This window comes from Pseudomonas sp. 18175, assembly GCF_050432925.1.
Lineage (GTDB): Bacteria > Pseudomonadota > Gammaproteobacteria > Pseudomonadales > Pseudomonadaceae > Aquipseudomonas.
Window position 1 is genome coordinate 14,811 of sequence record NZ_JBKFTO010000034.1, and the last position, 15,513, is coordinate 30,323.

General features: G+C 60.9%; 14 protein-coding genes and 1 pseudogene. 12 read left to right on the forward strand and 3 right to left on the reverse strand.

All coding sequences use genetic code 11. The annotated features are described in order from the left end of the window. Positions 1 to 119 precede the first annotated feature (119 nt). The 5 genes and pseudogenes from ACLD1Y_RS29485 to selO all read left to right on the forward strand — a co-directional run. Positions 120 to 875: pseudogene (locus ACLD1Y_RS29485) on the forward strand (MCP four helix bundle domain-containing protein); the annotation flags it as partial. Continuing rightward, positions 867 to 1,730 carry a methyl-accepting chemotaxis protein gene (locus ACLD1Y_RS29490; protein ID WP_429481227.1) on the forward strand — a complete coding sequence of 288 codons (864 nt, stop codon included), beginning with the start codon at positions 867 to 869 and terminating at the stop codon, positions 1,728 to 1,730. The pseudogene ACLD1Y_RS29485 and the gene ACLD1Y_RS29490, both read left to right, overlap by 9 nt. A 242-nt stretch (positions 1,731 to 1,972) precedes the next feature. Next, the gene (locus ACLD1Y_RS29495) at positions 1,973 to 3,715 is read left to right on the forward strand and encodes a potassium/proton antiporter (protein ID WP_429481192.1); all 1,743 of its coding nucleotides are present in this window, start codon (positions 1,973 to 1,975) and stop codon (positions 3,713 to 3,715) included. Positions 3,716 to 3,764: 49 nt separating this feature from the next. Next, complete coding sequence (gene mscK / locus ACLD1Y_RS29500) at positions 3,765 to 7,103, forward strand: mechanosensitive channel MscK (RefSeq protein ID WP_429481193.1); 3,339 nt, start codon at positions 3,765 to 3,767, stop codon at positions 7,101 to 7,103. A gap of 48 nt (positions 7,104 to 7,151) precedes the next feature. After that, a complete protein-coding gene (gene selO, locus ACLD1Y_RS29505; protein WP_429481194.1) occupies positions 7,152 to 8,615 on the forward strand; it encodes a protein adenylyltransferase SelO in 1,464 nt (487 codons plus the stop codon). Between the two features lie 30 nt (positions 8,616 to 8,645). Here the strand turns inward: selO and ACLD1Y_RS29510 are convergent, their stop codons facing one another. Together ACLD1Y_RS29510 and ACLD1Y_RS29515 are read right to left on the reverse strand one after the other, a co-directional pair. Next, positions 8,646 to 9,047, reverse strand: a complete 402-nt coding sequence (locus tag ACLD1Y_RS29510; RefSeq protein ID WP_135289229.1) for a helix-turn-helix domain-containing protein — start codon at positions 9,045 to 9,047, stop codon at positions 8,646 to 8,648. Between the two features lie 5 nt (positions 9,048 to 9,052). After that, entirely contained in the window at positions 9,053 to 9,340 is a 288-nt protein-coding gene (locus ACLD1Y_RS29515) for a type II toxin-antitoxin system HigB family toxin (RefSeq protein ID WP_185704953.1), read from the reverse strand. Between the two features lie 234 nt (positions 9,341 to 9,574). Between ACLD1Y_RS29515 and trxC the strand changes: the two genes are divergently transcribed. Further along, the gene (gene trxC, locus ACLD1Y_RS29520) at positions 9,575 to 10,009 is read left to right on the forward strand and encodes a thioredoxin TrxC (protein WP_429481195.1); all 435 of its coding nucleotides are present in this window, start codon (positions 9,575 to 9,577) and stop codon (positions 10,007 to 10,009) included. Between the two features lie 75 nt (positions 10,010 to 10,084). Here trxC and ACLD1Y_RS29525 read toward each other — a convergent pair whose 3' ends face one another. Next, on the reverse strand, positions 10,085 to 10,855 hold the full coding sequence (locus ACLD1Y_RS29525; protein WP_429481196.1) for a ParA family protein: 771 nt from the start codon (positions 10,853 to 10,855) through the stop codon (positions 10,085 to 10,087). 349 nt (positions 10,856 to 11,204) lie between these two features. Here ACLD1Y_RS29525 and ACLD1Y_RS29530 point away from each other — a divergent pair, with 349 nt between their 5' ends. Genes ACLD1Y_RS29530 through ACLD1Y_RS29555 form a run of 6 tightly spaced genes read left to right on the forward strand, consistent with a single transcriptional unit; the run spans position 11,205 to position 15,432 of the window. Further along, positions 11,205 to 11,924 (forward strand): beta-ketoacyl synthase chain length factor, encoded by a 720-nt coding sequence (locus ACLD1Y_RS29530; protein WP_429481197.1) that lies wholly within the window; start codon positions 11,205 to 11,207, stop codon positions 11,922 to 11,924. Continuing rightward, on the forward strand, positions 11,900 to 12,712 hold the full coding sequence (locus ACLD1Y_RS29535) for a lysophospholipid acyltransferase family protein (RefSeq protein WP_429481198.1): 813 nt from the start codon (positions 11,900 to 11,902) through the stop codon (positions 12,710 to 12,712). The genes ACLD1Y_RS29530 and ACLD1Y_RS29535 overlap by 25 nt, the downstream gene beginning before the upstream one ends. After that, on the forward strand, positions 12,690 to 12,959 hold the full coding sequence (locus tag ACLD1Y_RS29540) for a phosphopantetheine-binding protein (protein WP_071492342.1): 270 nt from the start codon (positions 12,690 to 12,692) through the stop codon (positions 12,957 to 12,959). The genes ACLD1Y_RS29535 and ACLD1Y_RS29540 overlap by 23 nt, the downstream gene beginning before the upstream one ends. 9 nt (positions 12,960 to 12,968) lie before the next feature. After that, positions 12,969 to 13,223 carry an acyl carrier protein gene (locus tag ACLD1Y_RS29545; protein ID WP_003187949.1) on the forward strand — a complete coding sequence of 85 codons (255 nt, stop codon included), beginning with the start codon at positions 12,969 to 12,971 and terminating at the stop codon, positions 13,221 to 13,223. Continuing rightward, complete coding sequence (locus ACLD1Y_RS29550; protein ID WP_135289222.1) at positions 13,220 to 13,765, forward strand: hypothetical protein; 546 nt, start codon at positions 13,220 to 13,222, stop codon at positions 13,763 to 13,765. Before ACLD1Y_RS29545 ends, ACLD1Y_RS29550 begins: the two co-directional genes overlap by 4 nt. Continuing rightward, positions 13,762 to 15,432 carry an AMP-binding protein gene (locus ACLD1Y_RS29555; RefSeq protein ID WP_429481199.1) on the forward strand — a complete coding sequence of 557 codons (1,671 nt, stop codon included), beginning with the start codon at positions 13,762 to 13,764 and terminating at the stop codon, positions 15,430 to 15,432. The genes ACLD1Y_RS29550 and ACLD1Y_RS29555 overlap by 4 nt, the downstream gene beginning before the upstream one ends. Positions 15,433 to 15,513 lie beyond the last annotated feature (81 nt).

Below are 15,513 nucleotides of genomic sequence, written 5' to 3' on the forward strand. Positions count from 1 at the left end.
CGACAAAAGCGCACGCCCATTTAAGACTTTAGTCGTAGGGCCGATAGCTAATGCACACCCCGTCTCACGGCCGCACGGATCGCGCTTCTCCCCAGGATTCCAGCATGTCCCTTCGTAATATGAATATCGCGCCGCGCGCCTTTTTAGGCTTCGCGTTTATCGGCGCGCTCATGTTGTTTCTCGGTGTGTTCGCCCTGAACCAGATGAGCAAGATCCGCGGCGCCGCCGAAGACATCACCCTGTCCAGCGTGCCCAGCATTCGTGCCCTGGATGAATTCACCCAACTGACCCTGCGCCTGCGCGTGCTGTCGTATCGCTTGCTGACCAACCGCGAACCGGACGTACAGCAAAAGACCCTGGAAACCTTTGAACTGCGCGACCAGCAGATCCGTGCCGCCCAGGCCATCTACGAAAAGCTGATCGACAGCCGCGAAGAGCGCGCCGCTTATGACGAGTACGTCAATCTGCTTGGCCAGTACCGCCAGATTGAATCGCGCATGAAGGGCCTTTCCCAGGCCAACCAGGTGGAAGCCTTGCGCACCCTGATCAATACCGAACTGCTGAGCAACTCCGAGCAGGTCAACGCGGTGCTGGCGCGCCTGCTGGACATCAATAACAAAATGGCGCTGGTGACCAACCAAGAGGCCAAGGATCAATACGACCTGGCCTTCAAACTGGTGGTAGGCCTGCTGATACTGGCTACCGCACTGACCGTGCTGTTCGCGTGGCTGCTGACCCGCAGCATCACCCTGCCGATTTCCCAAGCCCTGGAAGCCGCCGAAGAAGTCGCCGAAGGCAACCTGACGCGCCCGATCAAGGTCGATGGCAACGACGAAGCCGGGCGCCTGCTGGCTGCCATGGCCAAGATGCAGGACAAACTGCGCGACACCCTGCAACGCATCGCCGGTTCCGCTACTCAGTTGGCCTCGGCCGCCGAAGAACTGAACGCCGTCACCGACGAAAGCGCTCGCGGCCTGACCCAACAGAACAACGAAATTGAACAGGCCGCCACCGCCGTCAACGAGATGACCAGCGCCGTGGAAGAAGTGGCGCGCAATGCCGTGAGCACGTCCGAAGCCTCGCGCAACGCCACCACCTCTGCCGGCGACGGCCGCGATTTGGTACAGGAAACCGTCAGTGCCATCGAACGCATGAGCGGCGATGTGCAAGCCACCGCCACCTTGATTGGCGACCTGGCCAATGAGTCGCGGGATATCGGCAAGGTGCTGGATGTGATTCGCGGCCTGGCCGACCAGACCAACCTGCTGGCCCTCAACGCCGCCATTGAAGCAGCGCGTGCCGGTGAGGCTGGCCGTGGCTTTGCGGTGGTAGCCGATGAAGTGCGGGCCCTGGCCCACCGCACCCAGCAGTCCACCAGCGAGATCGAGCGGATGATCGGCAGCATCCAGGCCGGCACCGATCACGCGGTGGACTCGATGCGCAACAGCACCGAGCGGGCGGAATCGACGCTGAATATCGCCAAAGGCGCGGGGATGTCGCTGGACACCATCAACACCGCGATTGTGGAAATCAACGAGCGCAACCTGGTCATCGCCAGCGCGGCGGAAGAACAGGCGCAGGTGGCGCGGGAAGTGGACCGCAACCTGGTGAATATTCGGGATTTGTCGGTGCAGTCGGCGACGGGTGCCAGCCAGACCAGTGCAGCGAGCAATGAACTGTCGCGGTTGGCGGTGGATTTGAATGGGATGGTCGGCCGCTTTCGCCTCTGAAACCTACGCCGATCCCCTGTGGGAGCTGGCTTGCCTGCGATAGCGGTCTGTCAATTAAAGAGATGCAAGCTGGCCCGCCGCTATCACAGGCAAGCCAGCTCCCACATGGATCACTTCCACATTAGATCGATGCACACCTTTAAAGCTTTTGACAGCACAGCAATTCAACAGGTTAGAATCGCTGGCACGCAGACTGCATGGTCAGTTTGCGCCCCGTCTTGTTTGCTCATGGAGTACTGCCTTTGAATGCGACGACCATCAACAGCCTGTTCTTGATCGGCGCGTTGCTGGTGAGTGCGAGCATTCTGGTGAGTTCCCTTTCGTCCCGCTTAGGGATTCCGATCCTGGTGATCATCCTGGCCGTGGGCATGGTCGCCGGCGTCGATGGCGGCGGCATCATCTTTGATAACTACCCGACTGCCTACCTGGTGGGCAACCTCGCACTGGCGGTGATCCTGCTGGACGGCGGCTTGCGCACGCGGGTGGCGAGTTTTCGCGTGGCACTCTGGCCGGCGTTGTCGCTGGCCACCGTGGGGGTGTTGATTACCACCGGCCTCACCGGCATGGCGGCGGCCTGGCTGTTTGACCTCAATATCATCCAAGGCTTGCTGATTGGCGCGATTGTCGGCTCAACCGACGCCGCCGCGGTGTTCTCGCTGCTGGGCGGCAAGGGCCTGAACGAACGGGTCACCGCCACCCTGGAAATCGAATCCGGCAGCAACGACCCGATGGCGGTGTTCCTCACCGTCACCCTGATCGACATGCTCGCCAGCGGCCAGACCGGCCTGCACTGGAGCCTGCTGACGCACCTGGTGCGCGAGTTCGGCATCGGCGGCATCGTCGGCCTGGGCGGCGGCTGGTTGATGTTGCAGATGGTCAACCGCATCAACCTGGCCACTGGCCTATACCCGATCCTGGTGATCGCCGGCGGCCTGTTTGTGTTCGCCGTCACCAACGCCTTGCACGGCAGTGGCTTCCTGGCCGTGTACCTGTGCGGCCTGGTGATCGGCAACCGCCCGGTGCGCAGCCGTCATGGCATTTTGCATATGCTTGATGGCATGGCCTGGCTGGCACAGATCGGCATGTTCTTGGTGCTGGGCCTATTGGTCACGCCCCATGACTTGCTGCCGATTGCCTTGCCGGCCCTGGGCCTGGCGCTGTGGATGATCCTGTTTGCGCGGCCGCTGTCGGTGATGGTCGGCCTGCTGCCGTTCAAGGCGTTCCACGGCCGCGAAAAAGGTTTTATCGCCTGGGTTGGCCTGCGCGGTGCAGTACCGATCATTCTGGCGGTGTTCCCGCTGATGGCCGGCCTGCCCCATGCCCAGCTGTACTTCAACCTGGCGTTCTTTATCGTGCTGGTCTCGCTGCTGGTGCAGGGCACGAGCCTGCCGTGGGTGGCCAAGTTGCTGAAAGTGACCGTACCGCCGGACCCGGCGCCGATCTCCCGTGCAGCCCTGGAAGTGCATGTCACCAGCGAGTGGGAGCTGTTTGTTTACCGCCTCGGCGCGGAAAAATGGTGCATCGGTGCCGCCCTGCGCGAGCTGAAAATGCCTGAGGGCACACGGATCGCCGCATTGTTCCGTGGCCAGCAACTGCTCCACCCGTCGGGTAGTACGGTGCTGGAAGTCGACGATTTGCTCTGCGTCATCGGCCACGAACACAACCTGCCAGCCCTGGGCAAGCTGTTCAGCCAGGCGCCACAACGTGGCCTGGACCTGCGCTTCTTCGGCGACTTCGTACTGGAAGGCGACGCCCAGCTGGGCGCGGTGTCGGCCCTGTATGGCCTCAAGCTCGAAGGCATCGACCCGGATATGCCGCTGAGCAGCTTTATCACCCAAAAAGTCGGCGGCGCGCCTATCGTCGGCGACCAGGTAGAGTGGAACAACACCATCTGGACCGTCGCGGTCATGGACGGGAACAAGATCGGCAAAGTAGGCGTCAGATTCCCCGAAGGAAGTCGCCCGGGCCCCGGACTCTTCCTCTAAACTGCGGGGCGACGACGCCCCGATTCTTCACCTGCTTCGACCGGTCTCTATGCCAATCCTGCGCACGTTTCTCGCCACTGCCCTGCTGGGCCTGACCCTTTGTGTCGGCACCGTTCACGCCGCTGACCCGCCCAGCGCCGACGCCATCCAGCAAACCCTGGACAAGCTGCCCGACCGCAAGCTGCCCGATGCCGACATGAAGGCGTTGCAGACCATCCTGCAACAGACCCTCACGTACCTGGGCAACAAGCAGGATTACGAGCAACGCCTGGTTGACCTCAAGCGCCAGCTGGAAGACGCCCCGCGCCAGACCGCCGACAACCAGCGCGAACTGACCAGGCTCAAGGCCACCAAGGTCATCCCCGTGGCCCAACGCTACGCCACCTTGCCAGTGCCGCAACTTGAGCAATTGCTGGTGCAGCGCACCACCCAGCAAGGCGACCTGCAAAAAGACCTGGCCGACGCCAACAGCCTGACCATCGCGGCCCAGACCCGCCCCGAGCGCGCCCAGACCGAGATCAGCAGCAGCCAATCACGCATCCTGCAGATCAATTCGATCCTCAAGGCCGGCAAAGACAACGGCAAAGCCCTCACCGGCGACCAGCGCAACCAATTGAACGCCGAACTCGCGGCCCTCAACGCACTGATCCCCCTGCGCCGCCAGGAACTGGCGGGCAACAGCCAGCTGCAAGACCTGGGCAACAGCCAGCACGACCTGGTGTTGGAAAAAACCGCACGCCTGGAACAAGAGATCCAGGACCTGCAAACCCTGATCAACCAGAAGCGCCTGGCCCAGTCCCAGCAGACCGTGACACAGCAGTCCATCGAGGCGCAAAAGGCCGGCGGCAGCAGCATCCTGGCCACGGAAAGCGCGGCCAACCTGAAACTCTCCGACTATCTGCTTAAAAGCACCGACCGCCTCAACGACCTGACCCAAAAGAACCTACAAACCAAGCAGCAGCTGGACACCGTGACCCAGAGCGATTCGGCCCTGGATGAACAGATCAACGTGCTCAAGGGCAGCCTGTTGCTGTCCAAGATCCTCTATAAGCAAAAGCAGGCCCTGCCACGCCTCACCGTGGACCGTGACCTGGCGGACGACATCGCCAACATTCGCCTGTACCAGTTCGAGGTGAACCAGCAGCGCGAGTTGATAAGCTCGCCCAGCACCTATGTGGATAACTTGCTGGCGAACCAATCGCCGGAAGACGTCACCCCGCAACTGCGCCGCACCCTGCTGGAACTGGCGATCACCCGCAGCGACCTGCTGGAGCGCCTGAGCCGTGAGCTGAGCGCGCTGCTCAATGAATCCATCACCCTGCAACTGAACCAGAAACAACTGCTGAGCACCGCCACCACGTTGCGCGCAACGCTGGATGAGCAAATGTTCTGGATCCCCAGCAACAAGCCGCTGGACACCGAGTGGCTGGAAACCGTGCCGGCGCACCTGAGCAAACAGGTCACGACCCTACCCTGGGCCTCCAGCGTCAGCGAACTGTATGACGGCCTGACCCAGCGTCCGTTGTTGTTCCTGCCGTTGCTGCTGTTGATCGGCGCCCTGCTGTGGCGGCGCAAGAACCTGTATCAGCGCCTGAACAAGGTCCACCAGGACATTGGCCACTTCAAGCGCGACAGCCAGTGGCATACGCCCCAGGCCATCCTGATCAATATCCTGCTGGCGATGCCGGTGGCTCTCGGCCTGGCGCTGTGTGGCTACGCGTTGCAGATCGACGCACGCGGGCAGAACGCCAACCTGGGCGCGGCGCTGCTGCAAATCGCCCAGGCGTGGATGGTGTTCTATACCGCCTACCGCATCCTCGCGCCGGGCGGCGTGGCCGAAGTGCACTTTCGCTGGGAAAAACCTCAGGTCGAGTTCCTGCAAGGCTGGGTACGCAAACTCGGCCTGGTGGTGCTGGCCCTGGTGGCCGTGGTGGCCATCGCCGAACACCAACCAGCGGCACTGGCCGACGACGTGCTGGGCATTGGCGTGGTGCTGCTGTGCTACGCGTTGATGGCCTGGCTGCTGGGCCGCTTGCTGCTCAATAGCCCTACCCATGAAAAAGCCTCGCTGTTTCGCAAGTTCGTAGGGCTGGTGTTCACTGCCCTGCCCATCGCGCTGTTTATCGCGGTGCTGTTCGGCTACTACTACACCGCGCTCAAGCTTAGCGACCGGTTGATCAATACCTTGTACTTGTTGATGTTCTGGCTGGTGATCGAAGCGACGTTCGTGCGCGGCCTGGGCGTGGCCGCACGGCGCCTGGCTTATTCGCGGGCCTTGGCCAAACGCCAGGCGGCCAAGGAGGCCGGTGAAGGCGAGGCGGTGATCGAGGAACCGACCCTGGACATCGAACAGGTCAACGAGCAGTCCATGCGCCTGATCCGCCTGGCGTTGCTCGGCGGCTTTATCGCCGCGTTGTACTGGGTGTGGTCGGATCTGATCTCGGTGTTCTCCTACCTGGACAACGTCACCCTCTACGAATACACCAGCGGCACCGGCGCCAATATCAGCATGGTGCCCATCAGCATCGGCGACTTGCTGGGGGCGCTGATCATCGTCGGCATCACCTTTGCCCTAGCGCGCAACCTGCCCGGTTTGCTGGAGGTGCTGGTGTTGTCCAAGCTGGAGCTGGCCCAAGGCAGCGCCTATGCGATCACCACGTTGCTGTCCTACGTGATCGCCGGATTCGGCATTGTCTCCACCCTGTCGACCCTGGGGGTCAGTTGGGACAAGTTGCAGTGGCTGGTGGCAGCGTTGTCGTTGGGTATTGGCTTCGGCATGCAGGAGATCTTCGCCAACTTTATCTCCGGCATCATGATTTTGTTCGAACGCCCGGTGCGGATTGGCGACACCATCACCATCGGCAACCTGTCGGGCACGGTGAGCAAGATCCGCATCCGCGCCACCACCATCACCGACTTTGACCGCAAGGACATCATTGTCCCGAACAAGACGTTCATTACCGGGCAACTGATCAACTGGTCGCTGACCGACACCATCACCCGCGTCACCCTCAAGCTGGGCGTGGACTACGGCTCTGACCTGGACCTGGTGAAGGAATTGCTGCTCAAGGCGGCGCGGGAAAACCCACGGGTACTCAAAGAGCCCGAGCCCCACGTGTACTTCCTCAACTTCGGCGAAAGCACCCTGGACCATGAACTGCGCATGCACGTGCGCGACTTGGGTGACCGCAACCCGGTGATCGACGAAGTGAACCGCTTTATCAATCGCGAGTTCAAGAACCACAACATCAACATCTCGTTCCGCCAGATGGAGGTCTATCTCAAGAACCTTCACGGCCAGGAATACAAACTGATGGAAGTCGACTCCCCCGCCAAACCCGCCAACGACGGCGGCGTGCAAGAGCCGCCACCGAGCAAACTCGACTAACCGCGCTATCCCCAGCAGAATGCTCGGACATTCTGCTGGAGATGGCCGGTGAAAGCCCTCGACGAACTGACCTTCGACAACCGCTTCGCACGCTTGGGCGACGCGTTTTCAACCCACGTCTTGCCCGAACCCCTCGACGCGCCGCGCCTTGTAGTGGCGAGCAACGCCGCCATGGCGCTGCTCGACCTCGACCCCGTCGTGGCCGAAACGCCGGTATTTGCCGAGCTGTTTGGCGGGCATAAGCTGTGGGCGGAGGCGGAACCACGGGCGATGGTCTATTCCGGGCATCAGTTCGGCGGCTACACCCCTCAGTTAGGCGATGGCCGGGGGTTGTTGCTGGGCGAGGTGTACAACGAAGCGGGCGAGCACTGGGATTTGCACCTCAAGGGCGCCGGGATGACGCCTTACTCACGCATGGGCGATGGTCGCGCCGTGTTGCGCTCATCGATTCGTGAGTTTTTGGCGTCTGAAGCGCTGCATGCACTGGGCATCCCCAGCAGCCGCGCATTGTGCGTGATCGGCTCCGACACCCCGGTGTGGCGCGAGAAGCAGGAACGCGGCGCCATGGTATTGCGCATGGCGCCGAGCCATATCCGCTTTGGGCATTTCGAATATTTCTACTACACCAAGAAGCCCGAGCAGCAGGCGCTGTTGGCTGAGCATGTGCTGAACCTTCACTACCCTGAATGCCGTGAACAGCCTGAGCCGTACTTGGCGATGTTCCGTGAAATTGTCGAACGCAACGCCGAGCTGATCGCCAAGTGGCAGGCCTACGGTTTCTGCCACGGGGTGATGAACACCGACAACATGTCGATCCTGGGCATCACTTTCGACTTCGGGCCGTTTGCATTCCTGGATGATTTTGACGCGCACTTCATTTGCAACCATTCGGACCATGAAGGGCGTTATTCCTTCAGCAACCAAGTGCCCATCGGGCAGTGGAACCTCAGCGCATTGGCACAGGCGTTGACGCCGTTTATCAGCGTGGATGCGTTGAAGGAAGCGCTTGGGCTGTACCTGCCGTTGTATCAGGCCAATTACCTGGACCTGATGCGTCGCCGCCTGGGGCTGACCACCGCAGAAGATGATGACCAAAATCTGGTGGAGCGCTTGCTCAAGCTGATGCAGAACAGCGGCGTGGATTACACCTTGTTCTTCCGTCGCCTGGGGGATGAGCCGGCGGCGCTGGCCGTGACAAAGCTGCGCGATGATTTTGTCGACATGGCCGGGTTTGATGCCTGGGCAGAGCTGTACAAGGCCCGCGTTGAGCGAGACGGCGATTACAGCCAGGAACAGCGTCGGGAGCGCATGCACGCGGTGAACCCGCTGTACATCCTGCGCAACTACCTGGCGCAGAATGCGATCACCGCCGCAGAATCCGGCGATTACAGCGAAGTGCGGCGGCTGCATGAGGTGCTTTCCAAGCCGTTTGAGGAGCAAGCGGGGATGGAGCAATACGCGCAACGGCCGCCGGATTGGGGCAAGCATTTGGAGATTAGTTGTTCGTCCTAAGAAGACGCTCACCCAGCGCCTTGATCGCAGTCAGATGAACATGTCCACCGGCACCTTGAAGAACTCCGCCAGCCAACGAATCTGCCGAACGTTGAGCTGGCGTTTTCCACTCAGTATTTCCGAGACAACCGATTGAGCGCCGACCCCAGGCAAGTCACTTTGTGTCAAACCATGTTCCTGCATCATTGACCGTAATACATCGACACCGCTCGCCTCGGGCATTGGCCAATGCTCTAAGTCATAGGCCTCCACCCAATCACCGATGATATCGACCAGCCCCATCAGCGGATGAGCTTCGTCCTCGCCAACGATGTCCAACAATTCGTCCAACGCTGCCACCAGAACATCGTAGTCAGCCTCGGTTTTAGGTTTGCGCAGCAGAGGCGCCACGAATTGCCAATGCTCAGCTACTTGCTCGATCAATGCTGTCACTGCACTCACTCCTTCCATTTACCCTTGTCATATTCCCGGTGGTCCAGCACATGCCGGATATAGAGGCGTTGCATTCGATAACGCACAACCGCAATGAGCCGCAACTTGTTGCCACCGATGTTGAAGACGTGCAACGCACCCACCTTATCCACCGCAGGAAAAACCGATCTCAACGCGGCAAAATCTTCAGGGCTGATGACTTTGACCTTCCGATACCACTCATCTAATGCACTGGCTGAATAAGGCCATTTTTCCTTGGCATTTCGGATTTGCTTCGCACTGATTACTCGCATGCAACGTCCCTATCGCATCTTGCTATGAAGGTTAAACCCGAACACTGACTATCGCAATTTGCTATAGCCTTGAACGGACCAATGGCGCTTTGTCGAACCCGCCTTCACAGCCTAGATAGACAGGCGCGATCGCCACCTAAAAATCTGTGAGCATTTGCAACGCCAACTTGAGCTTGATAACGCTCGAAAACGACTCCAAATAAGACCTTCCTGGTCTGTTTTGTTGGAGCCCCCATGTCCGAACCTGTCGTCATTCCCTGCCCACACTGCAACGGCCTCAACCGCATCCCCGGCGAACGCCTGGGCGATGCGCCCAAGTGCGGGCGCTGCAAGCAACCGGTGTTGTTGAATAAGCCTTTCGAACTGAAACAAGGCGACTACGCCAGCCAGATCAAGGGCGACTTGCCGTTGCTGGTGGACGTGTGGGCCGAGTGGTGCGGGCCGTGCAAGTCGTTTGCGCCGGTGTTTGAGCAGGCGGCCGGGCAGTTGGAAGGTAAGTGTCGGTTGGCCAAGCTGGACAGTGAGGCCAATCAGCAGTTGTCGGCGCAGTTGGGGATTCGTTCGATCCCCAGCTTGATTCTGTTCAAAAATGGCCGCGAAGTGGCGCGCCAGAGTGGGGCGTTTCCGTTGCCGCAGTTGATGGCGTGGCTGCGTAGCCAGGGCGTGTAACTCGCCCCTGAGAACAACACAGATCAAATGTGGGAGCAAGCCCGCTCCCACAGGGGATTTCAGTTGCCTGTCAGATCACGCGTTTTCCAGCAGGTTATGCAACTCCACAAACTGCTGCGTCAGCTTGTGCCGTGGGTCCAGGTGAATCAGCGGCTTGCTCTCCTGGTGCGACTCGCGCATGCGCACGGAGCTGGCCAGGTACACCGGCAACACCGGCAAGCCCTCTGCGATCAACTCGTCGAGCATCTGTTGCGGCAGGCTTGCCCGGGCCTGGAATTGGTTGACCACAATGCCTTCCACTTCCAGGCCTTCGTTGTGGTCTTCCTTCAGTTCTTCAATTTCAGACAACAGCCCATACAGCGCCTGGCGCGAAAAACTGTCGCAATCGAAAGGGATCAAAACGCGATCAGCGGCAATCAACGCCGAAACCGCATAAAAATTCAGCGCCGGCGGCGTATCGAGGTAGATCCGGTCGTAGTCCTCGGCCAACTCGTCCAACAATTTTCGCAACTTGTTGATCTTGTGCTTGGCCTCAAGCTTGGGCTGCAAATCGGCCAATTCCGCGGTGGCGGTAATCACATGCAGGTTGTCGAACGGTGTTTCGTAGATATCTACTTTGTTCTTCTTCGAAAACGGCCCGGAAGACAGGGTTTGCTTGAAAAAATCTGCGATCCCCATCGGGATATCATCGCCAGTCAGCCCCGTGAGGTACTGGGTTGAGTTGGCTTGTGCATCGAGGTCGACCAACAGGGTTCGATAGCCTTCGCTGGCACTGACCGCCGCCAGGTTGCAGGCGATGCTGGACTTGCCAACCCCGCCTTTCTGATTGAACACCACACGCCGCATGGAAAAACCTCCGTGTATCAATGAATGTCCGAGTGTAGAGGGCAAAAGCGCCTGTTAGCTACCTTGTTCATCCATCCATTACTGCATCGCAGGCCATCGACGCTTTTGGCTGTCATACGCGCCCGACACATTAAAGAGAAGGGTCCGACAAACCATTCGGCGCTCATGTAAAGGACAATCCGCAAATCTTTTCTACCCATTTGTAATCAGCCTTGAACAATTCTTTACCAAAGTTTGCTAGAACCCCACGGCACCGGGATAATGCGCGCCATTCGGCTATTGCTCCCTGTCCCGGTATTCGGGGCCAACAGCCGCACATGGAAGCCCGCAGGGGCGGGATAACTTCTCAGTGATCACTTTCAACATCGCCCAATGGCGCGCCTGGGCTCCCGGGCTCGAAAGCGCGCACGACTGGCAGGCCTGGTGCCAGGCCCCGGCGTTGCTGCCCGTCAGTGAAGCGTGCCCCGACGTCTCCTTCCTGCCCGCCATGCAGCGCCGCCGCCTCAGCCGCCTGGCGCGCATGGCGTTCAGTGTGGGCTGGCCACTGGTCGAAGGCCTGCAGGACCTGCCGCTGGTGTTTATCTCCCGGCACGGCGAAACCCCGCGCACCCTCGACATCCTCAGCGACCTGGCCAACGACCAGCCGTTGTCGCCAACCCAATTCAGCCTGTCGGTGCATAACGCGGTGATCGGCCTGTGGTCGATCCTGCGCAATGAAACCAGTGAAATGACCGCCCTCGCCGCCGCGGGCGACGGCCTGGAACACGGCATGCTCGAAGCTGCCGCATTGCTCAATGAAGGCGCGCCGGCCGTGTTACTGGTGATCACCGAAGAACAGCCCCCCGCGGCCTACGCCAGTTGGATCACTGACGTGCCCTTTCCGTACGCCCTCGGCCTGTTGCTGACTCCGGGCGACGAATGGCAGCTGGAACTGAGCGCAGGCACTGTCCAACCCACTCAAACCCAGTGGCCCCACGCCCTTAACCTGCTGCGCGCCCTGCTCAACCAGCAGGCCACCTGCCAACATGCCTGGAAGAACCGTGTATGGAACTGGCAACGCAAGCCGTAAACGACAAACCACGGGACGCCTACTACTGGCGCCTGTTCGCCACCGCCGCCAGCTTCTTGCTGTTCGGCGTCGGCGGCCTGTGCCTGCGCTTGGTGGTGTTCCCGTTGCTTGGCTGCCTGCCAGGCAGTGCCGAAACCCATCGGCGTCGCGCCCGGCATACCATCAGCCGGCTGTTCTGGCTGTTTATCCGTATGATGCAACGCGCAGGCGTGCTCACCTACAGCGTCGAGGGTGCGGAAAAGCTCGGCCGCCCAGGCCAGATGATCGTCGCCAACCACCCCTCGCTGATCGACGTAGTGTTCCTGATCGGCCTGATGCGCCAGACCAACTGTGTGGTCAAGCAGAGCCTGTTTCAAAACCCGTTCATGCGCGGCCCAGTGCGCGATGCGGGCTATATCAGCAACGATGGCAGCGCCGACATGCTCGATGCTGCCGCCAACGCCCTGCGCGAAGGCCAGACCCTGATCATCTTTCCCGAAGGCACCCGCACCACACCCGGTGCAGCGCCTGCCTTTCATCGCGGGGGCGCCGCCATTGCGTTGCGTGGTGCGACAATCCTGACCCCGGTGGTGATCAAGGTCAGCCCCACCACCCTGACCAAAGCCGAACCCTGGTATCGCATCCCAAAATGCCGCTTTCACTTTAGTTTGCGCGTGGGTGCCGATATAGAACCACAGGCGTTCGCAACACTGGGGCCCGCGCCCCAGGCTTCACGCAAGCTAAACGATTACCTGCACCACTATTTTATTAAGGAGCTCGCCGAAGATGAGCGACCAACACCGCCTTGAGCACGACATAAAGGCACTGATCATCGAGGCCTTGGGCCTGGAAGACATCAGTGTCGACGACATTGGCAGCGATCAGACCCTGTTCGGCGAAGGCCTGGGCCTGGATTCGGTAGACGCCCTGGAATTGGGCCTGGCGATCCAGAAAAAGTACGGCATCAAGATAGATGCCGACGCCAAGGACACCCGCAATCACTTCACCAACGTGGCCAGCCTTGCGGCGTTCGTCACGGCCAGACAGGCAGCCTGAGACCGTACCATGCAAACTCGTGACGATATTTTCAACACCCTGCGCGACGCCTTGGTGGAACTGTTTGAACTGCCGCCGGAACGCGTCACCCTTGACGCCAACCTGTACCAGGACCTGGAAATCGACAGCATCGACGCCGTGGACTTGATCGACCATATCAAGCGCCAGACCGGCAAGAAGATCGCCGCCGAGGAATTCAAGGCGGTGCGCACCGTAAACGACGTGGTTGAGGCGGTGTACCGCCTGGTGCAACCGGCCGCATGAGCCGGCTGATCGGCCTTGGCCTGTTGTTGGCGGGGCTGCTGTACCCCTTTGCGGTGTATTACGGCACCGAGCACTTTGCACCGTGGCAGTTCGGCCTGTTGCTGGGCAGCCTATGGCTATTGCGCGCGCTCACCGGCGCTCGGCGCCCCGGAAGCCGCTGGATGGCATTGGCGGTGATCGTGTTCTGCCTGCTGCTGGCCTGGTTCGACAACCCGCACCTGCTGCGTTGGTACCCGAGCCTGGTCAGTGCGTTCATGCTGTCGCTGTTCGGCTTGAGCCTCAAATATGGCCCGCCGATGGTGGAGCGCCTGGCGCGCATGACCGATCCCGTACTGCCGCCCCATGCCATCGTGTATACCCGCCGGGTGACCGTGGTGTGGAGTGTGTTTTTTCTATGTAATGGCCTGCTCGCCGCCGCCCTCACCCTGTGGGCGCCGCTGAGCTGGTGGACGTTGTACAACGGCCTCATCGCCTACGGGCTGATGGGGCTGTTGTTTGCCGTGGAATGGCTGGTACGACAAAGGGTTCGAGGCCGCGTATGAAAGGGTTGAAACTTGAGCACTTGCTGCTTGAGCCGTTGGAACAGCGTTCGGTCACCACTGAACCTGCGATGAGCCACGCACAGCTGTGGGAACACTCCCTGAGCCTGGCGGCGGGCCTGCAAGCACGCGGTATCCAGCGCCTGGCGGTGCACCTGGAAGACGCAGGCCTGCTGGCGATTGCCCTACTGGGCGCCTGGCGGGCCGGGGTGGGCGTGCTGCTGCCCGCAGACCTGCAACCCCAGACCCGGCAACGCTGGGATGGGGACGTCGACGCCTGGTTGAGCGAAGCGGTCGACCTTGATGCGCTGTATCAAGCGCCATTGAGCCCTGCCGAATTGGATCTGGACACCTGCCAACTGAGCCTGTGTACCTCCGGCTCCAGCGGCGAGCCCAAGCGTATCGACAAGACCTTGCGCCAACTGGCCAACGAAGTCCAAGCCCTGGAAACCTTATGGGGCCAGGACCTCAACGACGCCTGCATCATTGGCAGCGTTGCCACCCAACATATCTACGGTTTGCTGTTCCGCGTGCTGTGGCCGTTGTGCGCCGGGCGCACCTTTATGCGCAAGCAACTGGCCTTTCCCGAGGACTTGCAGCGCGCCAGCCGTGAGCATGCGCAATTCGCCTGGGTGGCCAGCCCGGCGCTGCTCAAACGCATGGGTGACAACCTGGATTGGCCTGCGCTGAGCCAGGTATCACGGGTATTTTCCTCCGGCGGCGCCTTGCCCATCGAGGCCGCTGGCGAGCTTTACGACCGCTTGCAGCAATGGCCCACGGAAATCCTCGGCAGCTCGGAAACCGGCGGCATCGCCTGGCGCCAGGGCGCACAGCCGTGGCAGCCGTTTGCCGATGTGCAACTGAGCCAGGACGCCGACGGTGCCTTGCGCATCGCCTCGCCGTACCTGCCCGCCGGGCACATCGAACAGACTGCCGACGCTGCGCGCATCCACGCCGATGGCCGCTTCGAACTGCTGGGGCGCCTGGACCGCATCGTCAAGCTGGAAGAAAAACGCATCTCCCTGCCCATGCTCGAACAAGCGCTGATGGCCCACCCGTGGGTCGCTGAAACGCGCCTGGGCGTGGTGCAGGAAAACCGTGCGTCCCTCGGCGCCCTGGTGGTGCTGAGTGCCGAGGGCCTGCATGCCCTGCGCAACCAGGGCCGACGCACCCTCACCCAAACCCTGCGCCAGCACTTGAGCCAACATTGCGAAGCGCTGGCCCTGCCCCGTCGCTGGCGTTTGCTGCGCCAATTGCCGCTCAATAGCCAAGGCAAACTGCCCCAGGCGCAAGTCGAGGCGCTGTTGCTCGCACCGCGCCCCAAAGCCCCGGAAGTACTGGAGCAGGTCCAAATCGATGGCGAATGGACGTTGCAACTGAGCATCCCACCGGACCTGGCCTATTTCAGCGGCCACTTCCCCGTCACACCGGTGCTGCCGGGCGTGGTACAGGTGGAATGGGCGTTCAACTTGGGCCAACTGTTGCTCGACTTGCCCGCCACCTTTGCCGGGATGGAAGTGCTCAAGTTCCAGCAGTTGGTGCGCCCAGGCGACCGGATCGAACTGCACCTGCGTTTCGACCAGGAGCGCGGCAAGCTGTACTTCGCCTACCGCAATGGCGTCGCGGCGTGCTCCAGTGGGCGCATTCTGTTGGAGATGCCAAGTGAATAAGCTTCTGTGGCGAGGGAGCTTGCTCCCGCTGGGTTGCGAAGCAGCCCCAACATTGACGACCGAGATCACTCTGAGCAATCG

Coding starts and splice junctions, on each gene's coding strand:
- ACLD1Y_RS29490 (WP_429481227.1), top strand. CDS start 867: ATGCAGGACAAACTGCGCGACACCCTGCAACGCATCGCCGGTTCCGCT.
- mscK (WP_429481193.1), top strand. CDS start 3,765: ATGCCAATCCTGCGCACGTTTCTCGCCACTGCCCTGCTGGGCCTGACC.
- ACLD1Y_RS29515 (WP_185704953.1), bottom strand. CDS start 9,340: ATGCGAGTAATCAGTGCGAAGCAAATCCGAAATGCCAAGGAAAAATGG.
- trxC (WP_429481195.1), top strand. CDS start 9,575: ATGTCCGAACCTGTCGTCATTCCCTGCCCACACTGCAACGGCCTCAAC.
- ACLD1Y_RS29525 (WP_429481196.1), bottom strand. CDS start 10,855: ATGCGGCGTGTGGTGTTCAATCAGAAAGGCGGGGTTGGCAAGTCCAGC.
- ACLD1Y_RS29535 (WP_429481198.1), top strand. CDS start 11,900: ATGGAACTGGCAACGCAAGCCGTAAACGACAAACCACGGGACGCCTAC.
- ACLD1Y_RS29540 (WP_071492342.1), top strand. CDS start 12,690: ATGAGCGACCAACACCGCCTTGAGCACGACATAAAGGCACTGATCATC.
- ACLD1Y_RS29545 (WP_003187949.1), top strand. CDS start 12,969: ATGCAAACTCGTGACGATATTTTCAACACCCTGCGCGACGCCTTGGTG.
- ACLD1Y_RS29550 (WP_135289222.1), top strand. CDS start 13,220: ATGAGCCGGCTGATCGGCCTTGGCCTGTTGTTGGCGGGGCTGCTGTAC.
- ACLD1Y_RS29555 (WP_429481199.1), top strand. CDS start 13,762: ATGAAAGGGTTGAAACTTGAGCACTTGCTGCTTGAGCCGTTGGAACAG.